Annotated in this window: 14 protein-coding genes; 5 read left to right on the top strand and 9 right to left on the bottom strand. The window is 72.4% G+C overall.

Going from position 1 to position 18,372, the window contains the following annotated elements:
• Nucleotides 1-89: 89 nt before the first annotated feature.
• Entirely contained in the window at nucleotides 90-1,133 is a 1,044-nt protein-coding gene (locus tag KK087_RS12470; RefSeq protein WP_214565701.1) for an MBL fold metallo-hydrolase, read from the top strand.
• 23 nt (nucleotides 1,134-1,156) lie between these two features.
• On the opposite strand, the gene KK087_RS12475 is transcribed toward KK087_RS12470, so the two are convergent.
• The 3 genes from KK087_RS12475 to KK087_RS12485 form a co-directional block, all read right to left on the bottom strand.
• The gene (locus KK087_RS12475) at nucleotides 1,157-1,789 is read right to left on the bottom strand and encodes an FMN-dependent NADH-azoreductase (protein WP_214530188.1); all 633 of its coding nucleotides are present in this window, start codon (nucleotides 1,787-1,789) and stop codon (nucleotides 1,157-1,159) included.
• Nucleotides 1,790-1,931: 142 nt separating this feature from the next.
• Nucleotides 1,932-3,518, bottom strand: a complete 1,587-nt coding sequence (locus KK087_RS12480; protein ID WP_214565703.1) for a putative Ig domain-containing protein — start codon at nucleotides 3,516-3,518, stop codon at nucleotides 1,932-1,934.
• Nucleotides 3,519-3,840: 322 nt separating this feature from the next.
• Nucleotides 3,841-4,743, bottom strand: coding sequence for a LysR substrate-binding domain-containing protein (locus KK087_RS12485; protein WP_214565705.1), 903 nt, complete (start codon nucleotides 4,741-4,743; stop codon nucleotides 3,841-3,843).
• 105 nt (nucleotides 4,744-4,848) lie between these two features.
• Here KK087_RS12485 and KK087_RS12490 point away from each other — a divergent pair, with 105 nt between their 5' ends.
• A complete protein-coding gene (locus tag KK087_RS12490) occupies nucleotides 4,849-8,331 on the top strand; it encodes a proline dehydrogenase family protein (protein WP_214565707.1) in 3,483 nt (1,160 codons plus the stop codon).
• Nucleotides 8,332-8,442: 111 nt separating this feature from the next.
• Here the strand turns inward: KK087_RS12490 and KK087_RS12495 are convergent, their stop codons facing one another.
• Nucleotides 8,443-8,886, bottom strand: coding sequence for an acyl-CoA thioesterase (locus KK087_RS12495; protein ID WP_214565709.1), 444 nt, complete (start codon nucleotides 8,884-8,886; stop codon nucleotides 8,443-8,445).
• Nucleotides 8,883-9,491 carry a QsdR family transcriptional regulator gene (locus tag KK087_RS12500; RefSeq protein WP_214530192.1) on the bottom strand — a complete coding sequence of 203 codons (609 nt, stop codon included), beginning with the start codon at nucleotides 9,489-9,491 and terminating at the stop codon, nucleotides 8,883-8,885. The genes KK087_RS12495 and KK087_RS12500 overlap by 4 nt, the downstream gene beginning before the upstream one ends.
• 59 nt (nucleotides 9,492-9,550) lie before the next feature.
• On the opposite strand from KK087_RS12500, the gene KK087_RS12505 reads away from it, so the two are divergent.
• Nucleotides 9,551-10,732 (top strand): acyl-CoA dehydrogenase family protein, encoded by a 1,182-nt coding sequence (locus tag KK087_RS12505; RefSeq protein WP_214565771.1) that lies wholly within the window; start codon nucleotides 9,551-9,553, stop codon nucleotides 10,730-10,732.
• A gap of 67 nt (nucleotides 10,733-10,799) precedes the next feature.
• Here KK087_RS12505 and KK087_RS12510 read toward each other — a convergent pair whose 3' ends face one another.
• Nucleotides 10,800-12,245: a phytoene desaturase family protein gene (locus tag KK087_RS12510; protein ID WP_214565717.1), complete on the bottom strand. Its 1,446-nt coding sequence runs from the start codon at nucleotides 12,243-12,245 to the stop codon at nucleotides 10,800-10,802.
• Nucleotides 12,242-13,138 (bottom strand): UbiA family prenyltransferase, encoded by an 897-nt coding sequence (locus KK087_RS12515; RefSeq protein ID WP_307858421.1) that lies wholly within the window; start codon nucleotides 13,136-13,138, stop codon nucleotides 12,242-12,244. Before KK087_RS12515 ends, KK087_RS12510 begins: the two co-directional genes overlap by 4 nt.
• 62 nt (nucleotides 13,139-13,200) lie before the next feature.
• Here KK087_RS12515 and KK087_RS12520 point away from each other — a divergent pair, with 62 nt between their 5' ends.
• A complete protein-coding gene (locus KK087_RS12520; RefSeq protein WP_214565719.1) occupies nucleotides 13,201-14,406 on the top strand; it encodes a glycosyltransferase in 1,206 nt (401 codons plus the stop codon).
• 63 nt (nucleotides 14,407-14,469) lie between these two features.
• Here the strand turns inward: KK087_RS12520 and KK087_RS12525 are convergent, their stop codons facing one another.
• Both KK087_RS12525 and KK087_RS12530 read right to left on the bottom strand, forming a co-directional pair.
• On the bottom strand, nucleotides 14,470-16,542 hold the full coding sequence (locus KK087_RS12525) for a S9 family peptidase (protein ID WP_214565721.1): 2,073 nt from the start codon (nucleotides 16,540-16,542) through the stop codon (nucleotides 14,470-14,472).
• Nucleotides 16,539-17,435: a patatin-like phospholipase family protein gene (locus KK087_RS12530; protein ID WP_214530196.1), complete on the bottom strand. Its 897-nt coding sequence runs from the start codon at nucleotides 17,433-17,435 to the stop codon at nucleotides 16,539-16,541. The genes KK087_RS12525 and KK087_RS12530 overlap by 4 nt, the downstream gene beginning before the upstream one ends.
• Nucleotides 17,436-17,548: 113 nt before the next feature.
• Between KK087_RS12530 and KK087_RS12535 the strand changes: the two genes are divergently transcribed.
• Complete coding sequence (locus tag KK087_RS12535; protein ID WP_214530197.1) at nucleotides 17,549-18,358, top strand: hypothetical protein; 810 nt, start codon at nucleotides 17,549-17,551, stop codon at nucleotides 18,356-18,358.
• Nucleotides 18,359-18,372 lie beyond the last annotated feature (14 nt).

Raw genomic sequence — 18,372 nt, forward strand, 5'->3', positions numbered from 1 at the left:
CAACGACCCGACATCGTCTGCTCACGATGCGCGGCCGGGAGGCCCGGATCACACCGGGCAGGTCGGCCTGCGTCGGTAGGGTGGCCGGCGTGACGACCGTGCCCCCTCCGGCAGCGCCGGCCCCGGAACCGATCAGCCCCGTGCAGGCCGCCGCGCTCCGCGACGGCGTGCTGCCGCCCGTCGAGCAGGTCCGGCCGGGCATCTGGACCCTCGCGGTGCCGTTCCGGTTCGGGGTGCCCGACGCCACCCTCGTGTACGTCGTCGAGGGGCCCGACGGCTCGCTCGCGGTGATCGACCCCGGGTGGTCGGCCGACGGCGGACTCGCGGAGCTGCGGGACGGGCTCGCCGCGATCGGACGCACCCTGGACGACGTGTCGCTCGTGGCCGTCACACACCTGCACGCCGACCACCTGGGCGCCGCGGCCGCGATCCGCCGGGCAACGGGAGCACGGGTGGCGATGCACGGCCTCGAGGTCCGTGCGCTCGAACGGGAGCGTACCGACGCCGAGCGGAACGACGCCGACATCGCGACGTGGGGGCTGCCGGAACACCTGCGCGCCGGGGTCGTCGAGGCGTGGGGCAGCGGGCGCCGGATCGGGATGGGCCGGATCGAGGCGCCGTTCGCCGACGTGCTGCTCGAGGACGGCGACCTGCTGCCGATCCCCGGTCGGACGATCCGCACGCTGTGGACTCCGGGGCACACGGCCGGTCACGTGTGCTTCCTCGACGAGGCCGACGGGCTGCTGTTCTCCGGCGACCACGTGTTGCCGCGGATCAACTCCGGCATCGGGCTCGGTGGCCGGACCGACACGAACCCGCTGGGGGACTACCTGGCGTCCTTGGCCCGGCTCGACCCGTACGCCGACCTCGAGGTCTGCCCGGGGCATGAGTACCGGTTCCGCGACGTCGTGACCCGCGCGCAGACCCTGGCCCGGCACCGGGAGGAACGCTCACGCCACGTCGCCGCGGCCCTCGATGCGCTCGACCGCCCGACGCTGTTCGAGGTCGCGGCCCGGGTGCCGTTCAGCGGTGGGATCGAGTCGATGACCGGGTTCCTGCTCGCGAGCGCGCTGACGCAGACGGCCTTCCACGCGGAGCTGCTCGGGCGGGCTGACGAGGTCCGGCCCGCCTGAGCGTCCGTTCGCAGACGCGCGGCTCAGCCGAGCGTCGTCGCGAGGCGCTCGATCGTCGTCTTCGCGTCGGCGAACTCGGCGGCGGCGTGCTCGGCCAGCGGTGCGAGGTCCGGCAGCCGGTCGGCCAGGGTCGCGCTGACGGTGATCGGGTACAGCTTCATGCCGAGCGCGGTGCCGAGCACGATGTGCAGCACGGGGGAGCCGTGGTCCCACCCCTCGGTCGGGGTGCCGGCGTCGTAGGTCGCGCCGCGGCTCACCACGGTCACGACGGGTCGACCGGCCAGGGGCTGCACGCCGCCGGTCAGGATGCCCGGCACGTGGATGCGGTCGATCCACGCCTTCAGGGTCGACGGCACGGTGTAGTTGTACAGCGGCGCACCCACCACGACGACGTCGGCGGCCAGGAGCTCGTCGATGACCTCTTGACGCAGGGCCTCGGCCTCGGGCGTGACGGTCTCCTCAGCGGTGCGGTCGGCGGCTGCCCAGTGCAGCGCCGAGCTCTCGAGGTGGGGGAGCTGGTCGACGTGCAGGTCCCGCCGAACGACCCTGTACTCCGGGCCGCGGGCGCGCCAGGCCTCGGCGAAGGCCGCGGTCAGCGCGCGCGAGCGGGAGTGGGACAGGTCGGCCGAGGAGTCGATGTGCAGCAGCGTGGGCATGTCGCCAACGCTACCGGCGCGGACCCGGCCGGGCGCGGATGCGAAACGGCCCCGCCTGCTCCGGTGAGGGAGCAGGCGGGGCCGTCACGGGCCTCCCGTCCGCCGCGCGGGCACGCGACGGACGGGAGACGTCTTCAGGGGGTCAGCGCTGCGCGCGACGACGGCGCGCGAAGCGGGCGCCGATCAGGCCGGCACCGGCGACGAGCAGGCCGAGGGCCCACGGCAGCGCGTCGGTGGAGTCCGAGCCGGTGTAGGCGAGCTGACCGCCGGTGTTGACCGGGGTGACCGGGGCCGCTGCCGGCGCGACCGGGGTCGGGTCGGCGATGCCGGCGACCGCGGTCGGCTGGACGTCCACGGCGAACGACGTGGCGAACTCGCCCGCTGCGACGGTCAGGGTGTGGATCGAGGCGTGCGGGAACGTGACGCCGACGAGGCCGAAGTCACCGAGCTCGGGGTCGGGTGCGATCACGTCGCTGGCGACGTCGGACGTCACGGTCGGCAGCTCGGGCGTCTCGTTGTCGAAGCCGCCCATTGGGTTGCCGAAGCGGTCCACGAGGCCGCCCTGGATGATGAGCGTCCCTCCCTGCTTGATGGTCGGACGGCCGCCGATCTGGAAGTCGTCCTCGCCGAGGGTGTAGATGCTGCCGTCGGGCTCGATGATCCAGGAGGTGCGGTCCTCGTCGCTTTCGTCGCCCTCGTCGAACAGGCCGGCGCGATCGGTCGTGTAGACCAGGACACCGATCGGGTCCGCGGCCTCGACGGTCATCGAGACGTACTGCGTGACCGACTCGGTGCCGCTCGTCGCGGTGACCGCGAACTCGTAGTCCAGCGCCAGGGTCGCGGTGCCACTGAGCTCACCGGTCGAGGCGTCGAAGGTCAGGTCGTAGGGGAGCTGGTCCTCGGGGGCCGTCTGGTCTTCCGGGAACTCCTCCGCGTAGTCGGCGTCCTCGTCGTAGAACCAGGACAGGCTGTACTTCGGCTCCGGGAAGCCCTGCGCACGGAAGGTGTGCGAGAAGGCGTCACCGGCGGCGGTGTTCAGCTCGAGCGGGCTGTCCTGCGTGGCGCCGGCCTTCGTGGGCTGGCCGTCCTCACCGAGGAACACCGGGGTCTGCGACACGGCGGCGGTCGCGGCAGAAGTGACGGTCGACGTCTCGGTCGCGCCGGGCAGCGTGCCCGTCACGGCGACCGTGATGGTCTTGCGCACGTCGGTGGGGTCGACGACGTAGCTCGCGGCCTTCGACAGGACGTTGTCGTCCTGGTCGGTCCAGGAGTACTTGTACCCCGCCTCGTCGTCGAAGCCGGTGACGACGGCGACGAGTCGGGTGCCGACCTTCGCCGTGCCCTCGATGGTGACGGTGACGTCGGCGGCCTTCGTGGAGACGTCCGGCTTCGGGGTCTCGGTCGGCTTCGGGGCCTCGGTGGCGGCCGGCGCGGTGGTCTCCGGAGCGGCGGGCTCGTCGGTGGCCTCCGGGGTCGGTGCCGCCGGGGGCTCCTCGGCCGGAGCCGGGGTCTCGGGCGTGGTCTCGGCGGGCGGGTCCGTCGGCGTGGGCGTCTCGTCGCCGTCGACCGGGGCCGGCGACTCGACGGCCGTGATCGGCTGCGTCGTGTCGAGCGTCTCGGCGTTGGCGGCCGTCGCGGTCATGATGCCGAGGCCGGTGGTCAGACCGACGAGGGCGACGGTGGTGCCGACGGCGCAGGCGCGTCGGACGGTGGAGGTGCTGCGATGCACGGGTTCCCCCAGGGATTCGGTCCGGGCTGCACGCCCGGATCATGTGAATTTGCCGAGAATGTCGGCGTTCTCGGATCGTAGCGGGATGACGTTGCCGATCCGGGCCGATTGATCGGAATGTGACCCGGGTTGGGGGTGCGTGCGGGAAACCGCCTGACCCCCGCAGGCCGCGGCCCGCCGTGTGGCGCGCTGTGCCGGACGGGAGGCACGGTGCGGGCCCGCACCGTGCCTCCCGTCCGTCCGGTGTCGCGTCTCAGGCGCGGCCGAGCGTGCGGACGCCCAGGCGACCCGGCGCCACCGCACCGGGCATCGCGAGGGCGGATCAGTCGCCGACCGCGGCTGCGGCGCGCTCCAGGGCGTCGCGGAGGGCACGGACCGCCGGGGAGGACGACCCGGCGGACCGGACCACGGTGAAGATCGTGCGCCGCGGACGCTCCGGCAGCTCGAGCAGCCGACAGGTCGTCGTCCGGCCGGTCCACATCAGGTCGGGCATCAGGCTGACGGCGTTGCCCGACTCGACCAGGCGGATCTGCGTCTGCAGGTCGGCGGTCTCGTACCGGACGTCGGGCTCGAAGCCCCAGCGCCGACAGACCTGCTCGGCGAAGTGCCGCGACGCGGTGCCGCGGGGTTCCATCACCCAGGGCATGGTGCGGGCGTCCTCGAGCGACGACACCGGGCGCAGGGCCGTGTCGAGCGGAGGCAGGGCCAGCCGGACGGCGTCGGTCGTCAGGTCGGAGCGGTCGAGCCCCGGCAGGTGCGGAGCGGCGTGGGCCGGGTACTGCTCGGCGATGACCATGTCGAAGTCGCGCGCCCACGTCTCGTTCAGCGCGGTCTCCGGTTCCCGCTGGACCATCTCGACCCGGACATCGGGGTGCTCCGTCGCCATCTCGTGCAGGGCGCTCGGCATCAGGGCGAGGGCCGCGGACTGGAACACCGCGACCCGCACGCGACCCTGCACGGACGACAGGGTGTCCTCGACCTGTGACTGCGCGTGCTCGAGGACGTCGAGCACCTGGCCCGCCGCAGCGACCAGCACCTCGGCCTGCGGGGTGAGCTGCAGCCGTCGCCCGGCCTTGCGGAGGAGTTGCACGCCGGCCTCCCGCTCCAGGGCACTCAGCTGCTGCGAGACCGCCGACGGGGTGAAGTTCACCGCGTCGGCGACGGCCGCGATCGTGCCGCGGATGGACAGCTCACGGAGGAGCACGAGACGACGGACGTCGAGCATGCTCCGACGGTAGCCGGGTCGTGGCGGGAACGGTAGCGCAACTGAACGGTATCCATCAGGAACGCTCACTTCCGCTACCGCATCCCGGACCTCCACACTGAACCCATGACGACGCTGCACGAGGACTCCGCCATCGACCACGACGCCCTGGCGGACCAGTCCGTCGCACTCGTCCGACAGTGGCTCGCCGAGGCCGAGTCCTACCCGGTCGACGGCTCGGCGAAGCAGCTGGCCGGCGTGCTCGCCGACCCCGCCGGACTCGACTTCGCCGTCGGGTTCGTCGACGGCGTCGTGCGGCCGGAAGACCTCGCGGTCGCCGCCCGCAAGCTCCGCCAGATCGCCCCGGACGCCCCCGGGTTCCTGCCCGCCGCGCTCCGCGGACTCGTCCGGCTCGGCGGTGGCATGGCCCCGATGCTGCCGAACGTCGTCGTCCCCATCGCCCGACGGGTGCTCCGCAACATGGTCGGCCACCTCATCGTCGACGCGACCGACTCCAAGCTCGGCCCGGCCATCGCCGGCATCAAGCGCGACGGCGTCCGCCTCAACGTCAACCTGCTCGGCGAGGCCGTCCTGGGCGAGCGCGAAGCCGCCCGCCGGCTCGAGGGCACGCACAAGCTCCTGGCCCGCGACGACGTCGACTACGTCTCCATCAAGGTGTCCTCGACCGTGCACCCGCACTCGCCGTGGGCGTTCGGCCACGCGGTGGACGACATCGTCGAGCAGCTCCGACCGCTCTTCCAGCGTGCCGCAGCCGCCACCCCGGCCAAGTTCATCAACCTCGACATGGAGGAGTACAAGGACCTCGACCTCACCATCGCGGTCTTCACGAAGCTCCTCGACGAGCCCGAGTTCCTCGGCCTTGAAGCCGGCATCGTGCTGCAGGCGTACCTGCCCGACGCGCTCGCCGCGATGCAGGAGCTGCAGGAGTGGTCCGCCGCCCGCCGTGCCCGCGGTGGTGCCGGCATCAAGGTCCGTCTGGTCAAGGGCGCGAACCTGCCGATGGAGCAGGTCGAGGCCTCGGTGCACGGTTGGCCGCTCGCCACCTGGCACACCAAGCAGGACTCGGACACCAACTACAAGCGCGTGCTCGACTGGGCGCTCACCCCATCGCGCGTCGAGAACGTCCGCGTCGGTGTCGCCGGGCACAACCTGTTCGACGTCGCGCACGCCTGGCTGCTCGCCGGTGAGCGCGGCGTGCGGGACGGCATCGAGTTCGAGATGCTGCTCGGCATGGCGCAGGGGCAGGCGTCGGCCGTGAAGAACACCGTCGGTTCGCTCCTGCTCTACACGCCGGTCGTCCACCCGGGCGAGTTCGACGTCGCGATCGCCTACCTGATCCGTCGTCTGGAGGAGGGCGCGTCGCAGGACAACTTCATGTCCGCGGTCTTCTCGCTGGTGTCCTCGCCGCCGCTGTTCGCCCGCGAAGAGGAGCGCTTCCGCGCGTCCCTGGTGCCGCTCGCGACGCCCGAGGGTCTCGAAGCGCCGGCCTCCCACCGTGTCGCCGACCGGTACGCCGCCGTCGGCCGCCCCGGCCCCGGCCACTTCGAGAACACCCCGGACAGCGACCCCTCGGTCGGCGCCGTCCGCGCCTGGGGCGACGCCATCACCGCACGGGTCGCCTCGTCGACGCTCGGCGTCCGTGCCGTCCAGGAGGCCCGGGCCGACTCCGCCACGGCGCTCGACTCCGCGCTCGGTCGCGCCAAGGCCGCCGGTGCGGTCTGGGGGACCTGGTCCGGTGGTGCACGTGGCGCCGTGCTGCACGCCGTCGGCGACGCACTCGAGGCGAACCGCGCCGCCCTCATCGAGGTCATGGCGTCGGAGACCGGCAAGACCATCGACCAGGCCGACCCCGAGGTGTCCGAGGCGATCGACTTCGCGCACTTCTACGGCACCCTGGCGTCGTCGCTCGACGAGGTCGACGGAGCGACGTTCACCCCGGCCGAGCTGACGCTGGTCGCGCCGCCGTGGAACTTCCCCGTCGCGATCCCCGCCGGGTCCACCCTCGCCGCGCTGGCAGCCGGGTCGGCCGTCGTGCTGAAGCCCGCGCCGCCCGCGGAGCGCTCCGGTGCCGTGCTCGCCTCGATCATCGAGACCGCGCTCGACGCCCACGGCGCCCCGGCCGACGTGCTCGCGTTCCTGCAGGTGTCGGAGAACGACCTCGGCCAGCAGCTCATCACCTCGCCGATGGTCGACCAGGTCATCCTCACCGGTGCCTACGAGACGGCCGAGCTGTTCCGCTCGTTCCGCCCCGACCTGCCGCTGCTCGCCGAGACCTCGGGCAAGAACGCCGTCATCGTCACGCCGTCGTCCGACCTCGACCTCGCCGTGAAGGACGTCGTCGCATCGGCCTTCGGGCACGCCGGGCAGAAGTGCTCGGCCGCGTCCCTCGTCGTCATGGTCGGCTCGGTCGCCAAGTCGAAGCGGTTCCGGAACCAGCTGCTCGACGCCGTGTCCTCGCTCACGGTGGGCTACCCGACCGACGCGGCGACCCAGATGGGCCCGGTCATCGAGCCGGCGTCGGGCAAGCTGCTCGACGGCCTGACGAAGCTCGGCGCGGGGGAGTCCTGGGCGGTCGAGCCGAAGCAGCTCGACGAGACCGGCAAGCTCTGGAGCCCGGGCGTCCGACAGGGTGTCCGCCGCGGCTCGGAGTTCCACCGCACCGAGTACTTCGGCCCGATCCTCGGCATGATGACCGCGGACTCGCTCGACGAGGCGATCGACATCGTGAACGAGGTCGACTACGGCCTGACCTCGGGCCTGCACTCGCTCGACCCGGCCGAGATCGGCACGTGGTTGTCGCGGATCCAGGCGGGCAACCTCTACGTCAACCGCGGCATCACGGGCGCCATCGTCCGCCGCCAGCCGTTCGGCGGGTGGAAGAAGTCGGCCGTGGGCGCCGGCACGAAGGCCGGCGGGTTGAACTACCTGCTCGGGCTCGGGTCGTGGACGCCTGCACCGGCGGTCGCCGCGTCCGGTGTCGCCGTTTCGGGTCCGGTCTCGGCGTTCGCCCGGGCTGCCGAGGTCGCTTCGCCGATGCTCGACCGTGCGCTGGCGTCCGACGAGCGGGCGTGGTCGACGCTGTTCGGCACCGCGACGGACGTCTCGGCACTCTCCGCCGAGCGGAACATCGCCCGGTACCTGCCGTTCCCGTCGGTGCAGGTGCGGCTGGCCGCGGTTGCCGACCCGGACGCAGACACGGACGCCTCGGTGGTCGAGCTCGTCCGCGTCGTCGCCGCTGCGCTCCGTGCCGGCACGACGATCGACGTCTCCACGGCCGCGACGCTGCCGTCGTCCGTCGCCTCGGCGATCCGCTCGCTGCCGATCGTCCAGTCGCTGTCACAGACGGTGCCCGACGCGGCCTTCGCGAGCTCGGTCGCCTCGGGTCCGTCGACCCGGGTGCGGCTCATCGGTGGGGACACCTCGGGCCTGTACTCGGCCGTCGGTGGTCGTCCGGACGTCGCGGTCCACGGCGGCCCCGTGACCGAGGCCGGGCGGCTCGAGATCCTGCCGTTCGTCCGCGAACAGGCGGTGTCGATCACGGCGCACCGCTTCGGCACGCCGAACCACCTGACGGACGACCTGATCTGACCCGGACCGCGGCGCTGGCGTTCGGGTCCGGCGCCGCTCGCACAACCGAAGTGCCCCCGAACCGCGTGATCGCGTGGTTCGGGGGCACTTCGGTTCTGCGGAGGGTCCTGGTCAGTCGGCGACGGCGGGCTGCTGCGCGACCATCGAGCCGGTCACGAGCTCGCGGAGTTCGGCGGGCAGCGGGATCGGGCGGCGGGCGCCCTCGCGGTCGATGATGACGTGCACGAACTCACCCGTGGCGAGCAGGGCGCCGTCGGACTGCCGGAACAGGCCGAACTCCCACGACAGGCTCGTGGTGCCGAGGTGCTTCGAGCGCATCCCGACCTCGATGACGTCCGGCCAGACGGCGGACTCGACGAACCGGCAGCTCGACGACACCAGCACGGCGATCCACTCCGACGAGAACGGGTCGAGCCCGGCGACCCCGCGGAACCAGTACGTCGACGCGTTGTCCATCGCCGAGTAGTAGATCGTGTTGTTGACGTGCCCGAACATGTCGTTGTCGTTCCACCTGGTGGGGTAGGTGCGGCGGAACGGGTACTCGTCGATGGTCATCGGTCTCCGATCGGTGGTGCGGGTGTGGCGTGCACCGCGTCGGGCCGCAGGACGTACTCGAACGCCGCACGGGCTCGATCGGGATCAGGGGTCTCGCCGGAGATGAACTCGGCGTAGGTGAACGACTCGGAGATCCGGACGAGCAGCCGTGCGAGCTCCTCAGCCGACAACGGTGCCGGATCGAACGTACCGGACGACGCCTGCTGCTCGATGAGTGCGGTGACCCGGGCCACGAACCGGCTCTGCACGTCGCTCTCCGAGGTGGTGAGCAGGCGCATCGCCCGAGCGGGTTCGCGGGTCAGGAACGCCCGGAAGTACGGGGCCTCGATGAGGTCCGCGGTGAACCGGTCGAGCACGACGACGAGCCGGGCTGCTCCGGTCGCCCCGATCTCGTCGGCGACGTGGGTGGCCCCGTCGAGTGTCGGGACTGCGAGGGACCACAGGATCTCGGACAGCAACCGGTCACGGTTGCCGACCCACCGGAACAGCGACGTGCGGTCCACGCCGAGCGAGGCAGCCAACGCCCCCATGTCGATCCGCGAGCCGGCGATGAAGGTGTGGCGGGCCTCCCGGAAGGCGCGCAGCGCAGAGTCTGATGTGTACACGCGGTCCTCCCTTGCAACGTTTTCGAGAATGATGCATCGTGGTTCCCATGTCAACGACGATGCCCGCGACGCCCCTGCTCGAATCGGACTTCTACGGCTTCCAGCAGCAGCTCACCGAGCAGGAGCGCGGGGCGCTCGGGCAGCTCCGGCAGTACCTCGAACAGGAGGTCCGGCCCATCGCCGACGAGTACTGGGCGCGTGCCGAGTTCCCGATGCAGGTGATCGCGCCGCTCGCCGAGCTCGGCATGTACGGGCCGGGCGTCCCGCTCGTGCGCCAGTTCGAGAACTCGGCCGTGTACCGCGGGTGGGCGGCCCTCGAACTCGGTCGCGTCGACGCGAGCGTCGCCACCTTCATCGGCGTGCAGTCCGGCCTGGCGATGAACTCGATCGCGGTCGCCGGCAGTGACGAGCAGCAGCGTGAGTGGCTGCCGCGGATGGCCGCCGGCGAGATCGTCGGGGCGTTCGGGCTCACCGAGCCGTACTCCGGCAGCGACTCCGCAAAGGGCCTGCGCACCACCGCCCGACGCGAGGGTGACGAGTGGGTGCTCGACGGCGAGAAGCGCTGGATCGGCAACGCCACCTTCGCCGACGTCGTCGTGATCTGGGCGAAGGACGTCGAGGACGGCCAGGTCAAGGGCTTCCTCGTGACCACCGACACCGCGGGCTTCACCGCGACCAAGATCGAGGACAAGATCGCGCTGCGCGGCGTGCAGAACGCCGACATCGTCATGCAGGACGTCCGGGTGCCCGAGTCGCGTCGGCTGCAGAACGCGACGTCGTTCCGCTCGACCGCCGAGGTGCTCCGCCTGACCCGCACCGAGGTGGCCTGGCAGGCCGTCGGCATCGCGGTCGGTGCGTACGAGGCTGCCCTGGCCTACGCCCGCGAGCGGATCCAGTTCGGCAAGCCGATCGCGGCGCACCAGCTCGTGCAGGACCTGCTCGTCAAGTCGCTGTCGAACATCACGGCCTCGATCGCACTCTGCACGCAGGCCTCGGCCATGCAGGACGCCGGGGTCGGGGGCGACGAGCACTCGGCGATGGCCAAGGCGTTCGCCACCGCGAAGATGCGTGAGACCGTCGCCTGGTGCCGCGAGGTGCAGGGTGGCAACGGCATCGTGCTCGACAAGGGCGTGGCCCGGTTCTTCGCCGATGCCGAGGCGATCTACTCGTACGAGGGCACGCGCGAGGTCAACACCCTGATCGTCGGGCGGGCGATCACCGGGCAGGCCGCGTTCGTGTAGCGGCCGGCCGGTCTCGCGCGGGTCGCTGGTTCGTGTCGGGCCGTGTCGCGCGGGTCGCTGGTTCGTGTCAGGCCGGTGTCGACTTGAGCAGCCGGTTCACCGCGATCATCGCGCCACCCACCACGGCCGGGACGCCACCGCCGGGGTGCACCGACGCGCCGACCCGCCACAGCCAGGGCCGCCAGCGGTCGTTGTACGAGGGGCGGTGAAACGGCCCGCTCAGCCACGGCGGACGTGCCGCTCCGTAGAGCGCACCGTGTGGTTCGCCGCCCTCGCCGTAGTACTGCGGATCGAGCACGACCTGCTCGTCGAGCAGGTCGGTGAGGGGCCCGTCGAGTCCCATCGCGCGGGAGACACGGTCGACCTCGCGCTGCACGAAGGGGTGCTCCGCCGTGTAGTGACCGCCGTCGGCCGGAGCGGTGAGCAGGATCCCGACGGTGCTGCGCGGGTTCGGGTACACCTCGCCCGCGCGGTACTGGTTGACGAACACCATGGTGTCGGCCGGCTCGTCGCCGGCCTCGAGGCTCCGGTGCAGTGCGGCGGGCTTCGTCGGGAGCACCACGCTGTGCGCCGCGAGGTCCGCCGGCAGCTCCTGGCGGAGGACGCCGTACAGCGCGACGGCCGAGCAGGAGAGGGTGCGGGGGCGCAGGCGGGGGAGCGGTGGGATCCGCGACGGACCCGTCAGCGTGGTGAGCCGGTCGGCGTCCACGGCGCTGACGACGAGGTCGGCCGGGTACCGGCCGGCATCGGTGGTGACCCACCCGCGCTCGATGCGGGTGACGGTCTCGCCGGTGCGCACCTCGGCTCCGGCGGCCTCGGCCAGCCGGCCCAGCGCGAGCACGATCTCGTAGATCCCGCCGCGCGGCACCCAGGCGCCGGTCTCCGCCATGATCGCCGGCATGCTCGCGTAGAGGGCGGGGGTGCGTGCAGGCGAGACGCCCGCGTTGAGGGTGTGGATCGCGATGATCTCGCGCAGTCCGTCCGGCAGCCACGGCAGGCCGTCCAGGTAGGCGCGCGTCGTGAGACGCGAACCGTAGACGGCCAGCAGTCGACGGAGCGCCGGGAGGGCCGCGCGGTCGAGGGGGTCGGCGAGCAGCAACTCGGTCACGTCGTCGGCGAGGGGCGCGTGCAGGTCCGAGAACCGCCGCCAGGCGGGGTACCACGGGTGGTCGGGCGCCACCGGCAGAGAGGTCTCCTCGCCGTCGTGGTAGTAGCGACCGACCTCGGGCATCCGCACCAGGTCGAGGTGACCGTCATCGCGAGTGCGCTCGGGTGCGCCCGCGCCCGCGCCCGCACCGTCGCCGAGTCGCCGCAGCAACTCGTCCCACACGGCGGGGAACGTCATCAACGACGGGCCGGTGTCGATCCGGTCCGCACCCAGGTGGATGCGCCGGCTCTTGCCGCCGAGTTCGGCGGAGGATTCGAGCAGGGTGACCCGGTGCCCAGCGTGTGCGAGCAGCGCGGCGGCGGTCAGTCCGCCGATCCCGCCCCCGACCACGACGATGCGGCTCACGAGCGGCCTCCCAGCACGATCGACACCATGAGGAGCACCCCGGCGAACGAGCCCGCGATGTACGGGAAGGCGACCGACAGACGGTAGAGGCGGTGACCGGTCTCCGGCGTCGGCTCGCGCAGCAGGGACACCACGAGGATGCCGGCGATGAGCAGGTTGACGGCGGCCACGGGCACGCTCACCACGGCGAAGAGTGCCGTGGAGACGATCCACCAGGACCCGCTCCACCATGCCGTCCCGCGCGCGCCGAGTCGGACCGCGGTGGTGGTGATGCCCGCATCGCGGTCCTCCACGATGTCCTGCACCGCGTCGAAGGCGTGCTTCGCAACGCTCCACGCCATCAGGCCGAGGGCGGCCGGCCACACCGGGGTGACCGAGAGTGCCGCGGGGACGATGACCAGCGGCAGCGCGTACGCGGCGTTGCTCAGCGAGTCGAGGAACGGCCGCGCCTTGAAGCGCAGCGGCGGTGCGGAGTAGAAGACGAAGACACCCGCGTAGAGCAGGATCACCGCGTTCGCGAGCGGCGGCAGTGCGATGGAGAAGTAGACGAGGAACGGGACGTTCACGACCGCGACGGCCCAGGCGATGAGCCGCACCTCGGACTGTCGGATCCTGGCACCCTCGATCGATCCCTTGCGGGGGTTGGCCGCGTCGGTGTCCTGGTCGTAGATGTCGTTGACGCCGTAGATGAGCAGGTTGAACGGCAGGGTGAGCCACAGGATGAGCGGCAGTGCCCGCACGTCGAACAGCGCTCCGGTGAGCCACACGGCAACGAGCCCGGAGCCGATGGTGTTGATCCACAGCACCGGTCGCGAGATCAGCAGGAGCCGGCGCACGGCCGGTCCGATCCTGGACGGCGCGGTGCGCGGCATTCGCTCGAGGCCGTCAGTCACCGGCCCGAGCGTACCCGGCCGACGGTGACGCCGGACGCCGGCTTCACCGCCACACTGGTCGGATGCGCATGATGCTGCTCACCGCCGGTACCCGTGGCGACGTCGAGCCCTTCGCCGCACTGGCACGACACGCCCTCTCCCGCGGACACGAGGTCCGGCTGGCGCTGCCGGACGACGCGGTCGCGCCCGAGGGCGTCGACACCGTGCGCCTCGGTCTGGACGCGCACCGGGTGCTGTTCCCCGCCCGGCGCACCCCTCGAGCGCTCGCACACCACCTGCGCACCGAGGTGCGTCCCGCGATGCGGCGGATGCTCACGGCCGCGGTGCGGGAGAGCGTCGCCTTCGACCCCGACGTGGTGGTGCACCACCCGCTGATCCTGAGCGCTCCGATGGCGGCGGACGCGCTCGGTGTTCCCCGCGTGCTGGTGGAGTTCGCGCCCGTGGCCACCCCGAGCGAGCGCTTCCCCGCCGCCGGGGGCCCGACGGCGACCCGAGACCTCGGCTCGCGCAACCGGTCCACCTACGCCGTCCCGCGCGCCGTCGCCCGCCTCTTCGACGCCGACGTGGTGCGCGCCGCCGCCGAGTTGCCGGGCGGCCGTCGTCCCGCGCGGCGGTCCCCGTCGCGTGCGACGCTCATGGCCTTGAGTCCTGCGTTGCTCCCGCGACCCGACGACTGGCCGGAGCGGGTGCACCAGACGGGGGCCTGGTACGAGGCGACACCGGCGGCGTCACTCGACCCCGAGGTCGGCGACTTCCTGCGGGCCGGTCCCTTCATCGTCGCCTCGTTCGGGTCCATGACGACGGGGACGGCGCGGAACGCCTCGGATCGAGGGTCCGCGATCGTCACGGCGGCGCGTTCCCACGGCCTCCGGGTGCTGCTCGTCACCGGGGCGGGCGGCCTCGCGCTGCCGGCTGAGTTCCGTGGCCCCGACGTGCTGACGGTGCCGTCGACGCCGTTCGACACGGTGCTGCCGGGCGCGACGCTCGCCCTGCACCACGGCGGGGCCGGTACCGCGCACGCCGTTGCCCGGGCCGGCGTGCCCGCGGTCGTCGTGCCCGTCACCGCGGACCAGCCGTTCTGGGCCGCCCAGCTGCACCGACAGGGCGTGGCCGCCGCTCCGGTTCCGCTGCGTCGCGTGTCGGCGGGCGCGCTCGAAGCCGCGATGCGCGACGCCCTCACCCGCCGCGACCGTGCCGCCGACGTGGGGCGACGGATGCGGGGAGAGCACGGCGTGGAGCGGGCGCTCGACGTGCTCGAAGCGCTCTGAGCCGTGGTCGCGGGGACGAGCGGGGATCGTCGCGGTTCTTCCTCCGGTCCGGACGTGTGTCGCTCAGCCGAGCAGCTCGGGTCGCTCCCAGTCCTCGTCGAGCACGTGCTGCCCGAGGAACGCGAACACCGTCTCGTACCAGACCACGGCGTGCTGCGGAGCGAGCACCCAGTGGTTCTCGTCCGGGAAGTACAGGAACCGGTGCGGCATCGAGCCGTCGGGCGCAGCGTGGTGCTCCGCGAGCTCGGACCAGAGCCGCAGCCCCTCGCCGATCGGCACCCGGTAGTCCTTGTCACCGTGGATGACGAGCATCGGTGACGTGATGTCGGCCACGAACCGGTGCGGGTCGTTCGCCGCGATCCCGTCGGCGTCGAAGATCGACGACCAGTACTGCGACGAGTCCGTCGTGCCGTTGAACTGGTCGAGCGCCCACAGGCTCGCGTGCGTGACGATCGCCCGGAACCGGTCGGTGTGCCCGGCGATCCAGTTCGCCATGTACCCGCCGAACGACCCGCCCATCGCCGCGGTGCGGGTCGCGTCGATGTCGGACCGGGCCTCGACGGCGTCGGTGATCGCCAACAGGTCGGTGTACGGCGCCTGCCCCCAGGCGTTCCAGCCGCGGTTCACGAAGTCGAGTCCGTAGCCGGTGGAGAGTGCGGGGTCGGGCAGCAGCACCGCGTAGCCGCGGGCCGCGAGCAGCATCGGGTTCCACCGCCACGACCACTGGTTCCACGAGTTGAGCGGTCCGCCGTGGATCCACAGGACGAGCGGGTGGGGACCCTCACCCTCGGGCACGACCAGCCAGCCACGCACGCGGGCACCGTCGGCTGCGGTCGTCTCGACCTCTTCCAGGTGGGCGGGGACGTCGGGCAGCGGCGCCGGCGTCGCCAGCGGGGTCACCGTGCCGTCCGTCGCGATCCGCACGGGGTGCAGCGGTGCCGCCCAGGAGGCCCGGAGCGCCACGACCGTGCCCGTCGCCTCCGCCACGCGCAGGCTCGAGTACGCCCAGTCGTCGTGCGTCAGCTGCTCGACGGCGCCGCCGTCGAGGGGGAGGCGGAAGACCGGTGCGCGGGCGTCCTGGTCGGCGACGGCCAGCAGCGCGCGGTCGCCGTGCTCGAACACCAGCTCGCTCGGCCAGCGGTCCCAGTCGGTCGCGACGCGGCGGGCGTCGGAGCCGTCGATGCCGGCGGCCCAGACCTCCTGCTGGTGTGCGCCGGCAGGGGTGGAACGGACGGTGCGGACCCAGGCGATCGTCCGGCCGTCGTGGCTCAGCGTGGGCATCTCGTGATCGACCTCGACGTCGTCGAACAGCACCGTGCGGTGGCCGCTGGACAGGTCGGTGGTGACGAGCGTCGAGCGGTCCCCACGGGCCTCCCGGACGCCCACGGATGCCAGCAGGACCGATCCGTCGGGCGTGAGCGCCCCGCTGACGTGGTCGAGCGAGCGGCCGGGCGCCGGTGTGCGGTCGACGGGCTGGACGGGGTCGCCGCCGGCGCTGCCGGCGGCGCTGTCGGCGTTGCCGCTGGCCGTGTCGAGCGTCAGGACGTGCGTCTGGGCCGGCCCGAGGTCGTGGTCCCAGTACCGCACCGGGTACGTCTCGTGCAGGATCGCGCGGACCTTCTTGTCCTTCCGCGTCTTCCGCAGCTCGGCGTCGGCCTCCAGCACGGTCGCGGGGTCGGAACCGGCACCGGGCAGCAGGTCGGCGGTCAGTGCGACGACGTCCGACGACGCCGCGGTGGCGAGGACCCCGCCGACGCCGCCGGCCAGCCGCGTGAGCGGACGGGCCTCGCCGCCGGCCGCCGGGAGCACCCAGAGCTGAGCGGCCTCGATGTCGGAGGCGTCGGCGTCGGGCCGCGCCGAGACGAAGAGCAGGTCGCCGGCGCGGGTGAAGGCGATGCCGCCCTCGCCCGTGGCGGAGCGGGTGAGGCGGACCGGGCCCACGGCGGCCCTGTCGGCGTCACCGGTGTCGTCGACCGGCGTCGCGGGCACCTGCCAGATCGACCGGCGGTACCCGGTGCCGTCCGGGTCGAGCGCACTGACCGTCAGGGCGACGCGGGTGCCGTCCGGGCTGATGTCGATGCCGTCGACGCGGGGGAGCGCGATGTACTGGTCGAGGTCGGAGAAGGGGGTGCTCATGCGTGCACGCTCGCCAGGTCCTCGGCCCAGAAGGCGGCGACCTGCTCGGCGACGGCGGTTCCCTGGGCGTGGCCGGCCTCGGCCGACGGTGCCTGCGTGGCGAGCGAGAGCGAGTTCGTGCCGAAGGCCTGCTGGGACGCGCTGTCGGCCACGACGACCTCGACCGACGAGCCGCCTGCGCGCAGGGCCTCGACGGCGACGTCGAGCCAGGGCCCGCACGGTGACGGCCCCTCGGGGCCGCAGGCGATGACGAGCACCCGTTCGTACCCGGCAGCGGCGTCGGCGTTGGTGCCGGACCGGACGCCACCGTCGACGTACGGGCGGCCGTCGATGCTGACGGGGGTCCACACGAACGGCACCGAGCAGCTGGCGGCGACGGCACGGGGGAGCGGGACGCCGTCGGCTGCGGTCAGCAGGCGGAACGCGCCGTCGGTGGCGTCGACCGCGGTGACCGCGAGCGGCTTGTCCGGCCACTCGGTGGACGGGAGCGTCTCGCCGAAGGTCGCCGTGCGCTCGTCGTCGCTCTGCCCGCCGACGACCTGCTGGGCGGCCTGTCCGAGTCGAGCGCGGGCGTCCTGCTCGCCGGTCGCGCCCTGCAGGGCTGCGCCGATGTGCTGCTGCACCGCTTCGACGTCGATGGGTGCCGGTTCCACGTAGGTCGTCGGCGCGGGGGTGTGCTGCTGGTCGTACGCCTGCTGCACGGCACCGTTCCGGACGAAGGCGCCGACGACGCTGCCGGCGCTCGTGCCCACCACGAGGTCCGCGGCGTCGAGGTCGACACCGGCTTCCTGCAGCGCGACGAGGACACCGACTTCCCACGCGATGCCGGCGACACCTCCGCCACCGAGGACGAGGGCTCTGGATCCGGGAACGGGCGTGCTGACGTCGGTCATGGGTCCTGCTTACCAGTTGCGTGCGACGGGTCGGTGGAGGCCGACAGCTCCTGTGGAGAACCCGCCTGTGGACAACTCCGTCCGCGTCGGTGGCGTGACCTAGCGTCGTGGTCATGGGGCAACAGCGTTCAGGACGGGTCGGCACGGTCGTGTGGCCGATCGTGGTGGCTGCTGCGCCCACCGCGGCGTTCCAGCTGCCGAACCTGTTCGTCACCCCGGCGGTCCGGCTGTCGCTCGTCGCGTTCGGGCTGGTCGTGCTCGTCGGCGCCGTGACGGTGCAGGTGGTGCGGACCCGGCGCAGCGACGCTGCGCGGTCGGTGGCCGAGGACAACGCGACCGCGGCAGAGCTCGAGCAGTCGACGGCGGTCCGGTACGCGTTCGGCCAGATCGCCACCCGTCTCGTCCGGTTCACCGAACTGCCCCGGTCCGATCGCCACGCCGAACTCACCGTCGTCGCCGACCGCGTCGCCGTGGCCCTGGCGTTCTACCTGCTGCCGAAGGTGCCCGACGTGCGCGCCAACGTGTACCAGCTGTCCACCGATCTGCGTGCGCTCGAGCCGATCGGTCACGGGGGCGCCGGCGACACCGCCGGGGTGTTCCGCGCCGGCACGCCCTACGGCGATCGCAACCTCGAGTGGGTGCTGGTCGGGGGATCACCCCGGATCGTCGGCGACCGCTCCGCCGATGTGGACGTCGACCAGGACGTGCCGGGCTTCGAACCGCGGTACTCCTCGTACGTCTCGGTGGTGATCCGGTCCGACCAGTACTCGTTCGGCATGCTCACCGTCGACTCCCCGGTCCCCGACGCCTTCACCGAGCTCGACGCCAAGAACATCGCGATGATGGCGTCGTTCATGGCTGTTGCGTTCTCGCTGACCTACTCGTTTCCCGAGCGCGACCGCAATCCAAGGAAAGGCCCGTGATGCTCACACGCTCT

This window comes from Curtobacterium aurantiacum, assembly GCF_018598555.1.
In the GTDB taxonomy this organism is placed as follows: Bacteria; Actinomycetota; Actinomycetes; order Actinomycetales; family Microbacteriaceae; genus Curtobacterium; species Curtobacterium aurantiacum.

Excerpts from the sequence above, each read along its gene's own strand:
- KK087_RS12475 (WP_214530188.1), bottom strand. The coding sequence starts at position 1,789 with ATGCCCACGCTGCTGCACATCGACTCCTCGGCCGACCTGTCCCACTCC.
- KK087_RS12485 (WP_214565705.1), bottom strand. The coding sequence starts at position 4,743 with ATGCTCGACGTCCGTCGTCTCGTGCTCCTCCGTGAGCTGTCCATCCGC.
- KK087_RS12490 (WP_214565707.1), top strand. The coding sequence starts at position 4,849 with ATGACGACGCTGCACGAGGACTCCGCCATCGACCACGACGCCCTGGCG.
- KK087_RS12495 (WP_214565709.1), bottom strand. The coding sequence starts at position 8,886 with ATGACCATCGACGAGTACCCGTTCCGCCGCACCTACCCCACCAGGTGG.
- KK087_RS12505 (WP_214565771.1), top strand. The coding sequence starts at position 9,551 with ATGCCCGCGACGCCCCTGCTCGAATCGGACTTCTACGGCTTCCAGCAG.
- KK087_RS12520 (WP_214565719.1), top strand. The coding sequence starts at position 13,201 with ATGCGCATGATGCTGCTCACCGCCGGTACCCGTGGCGACGTCGAGCCC.
- KK087_RS12525 (WP_214565721.1), bottom strand. The coding sequence starts at position 16,542 with ATGAGCACCCCCTTCTCCGACCTCGACCAGTACATCGCGCTCCCCCGC.
- KK087_RS12530 (WP_214530196.1), bottom strand. The coding sequence starts at position 17,435 with ATGACCGACGTCAGCACGCCCGTTCCCGGATCCAGAGCCCTCGTCCTC.
- KK087_RS12535 (WP_214530197.1), top strand. The coding sequence starts at position 17,549 with ATGGGGCAACAGCGTTCAGGACGGGTCGGCACGGTCGTGTGGCCGATC.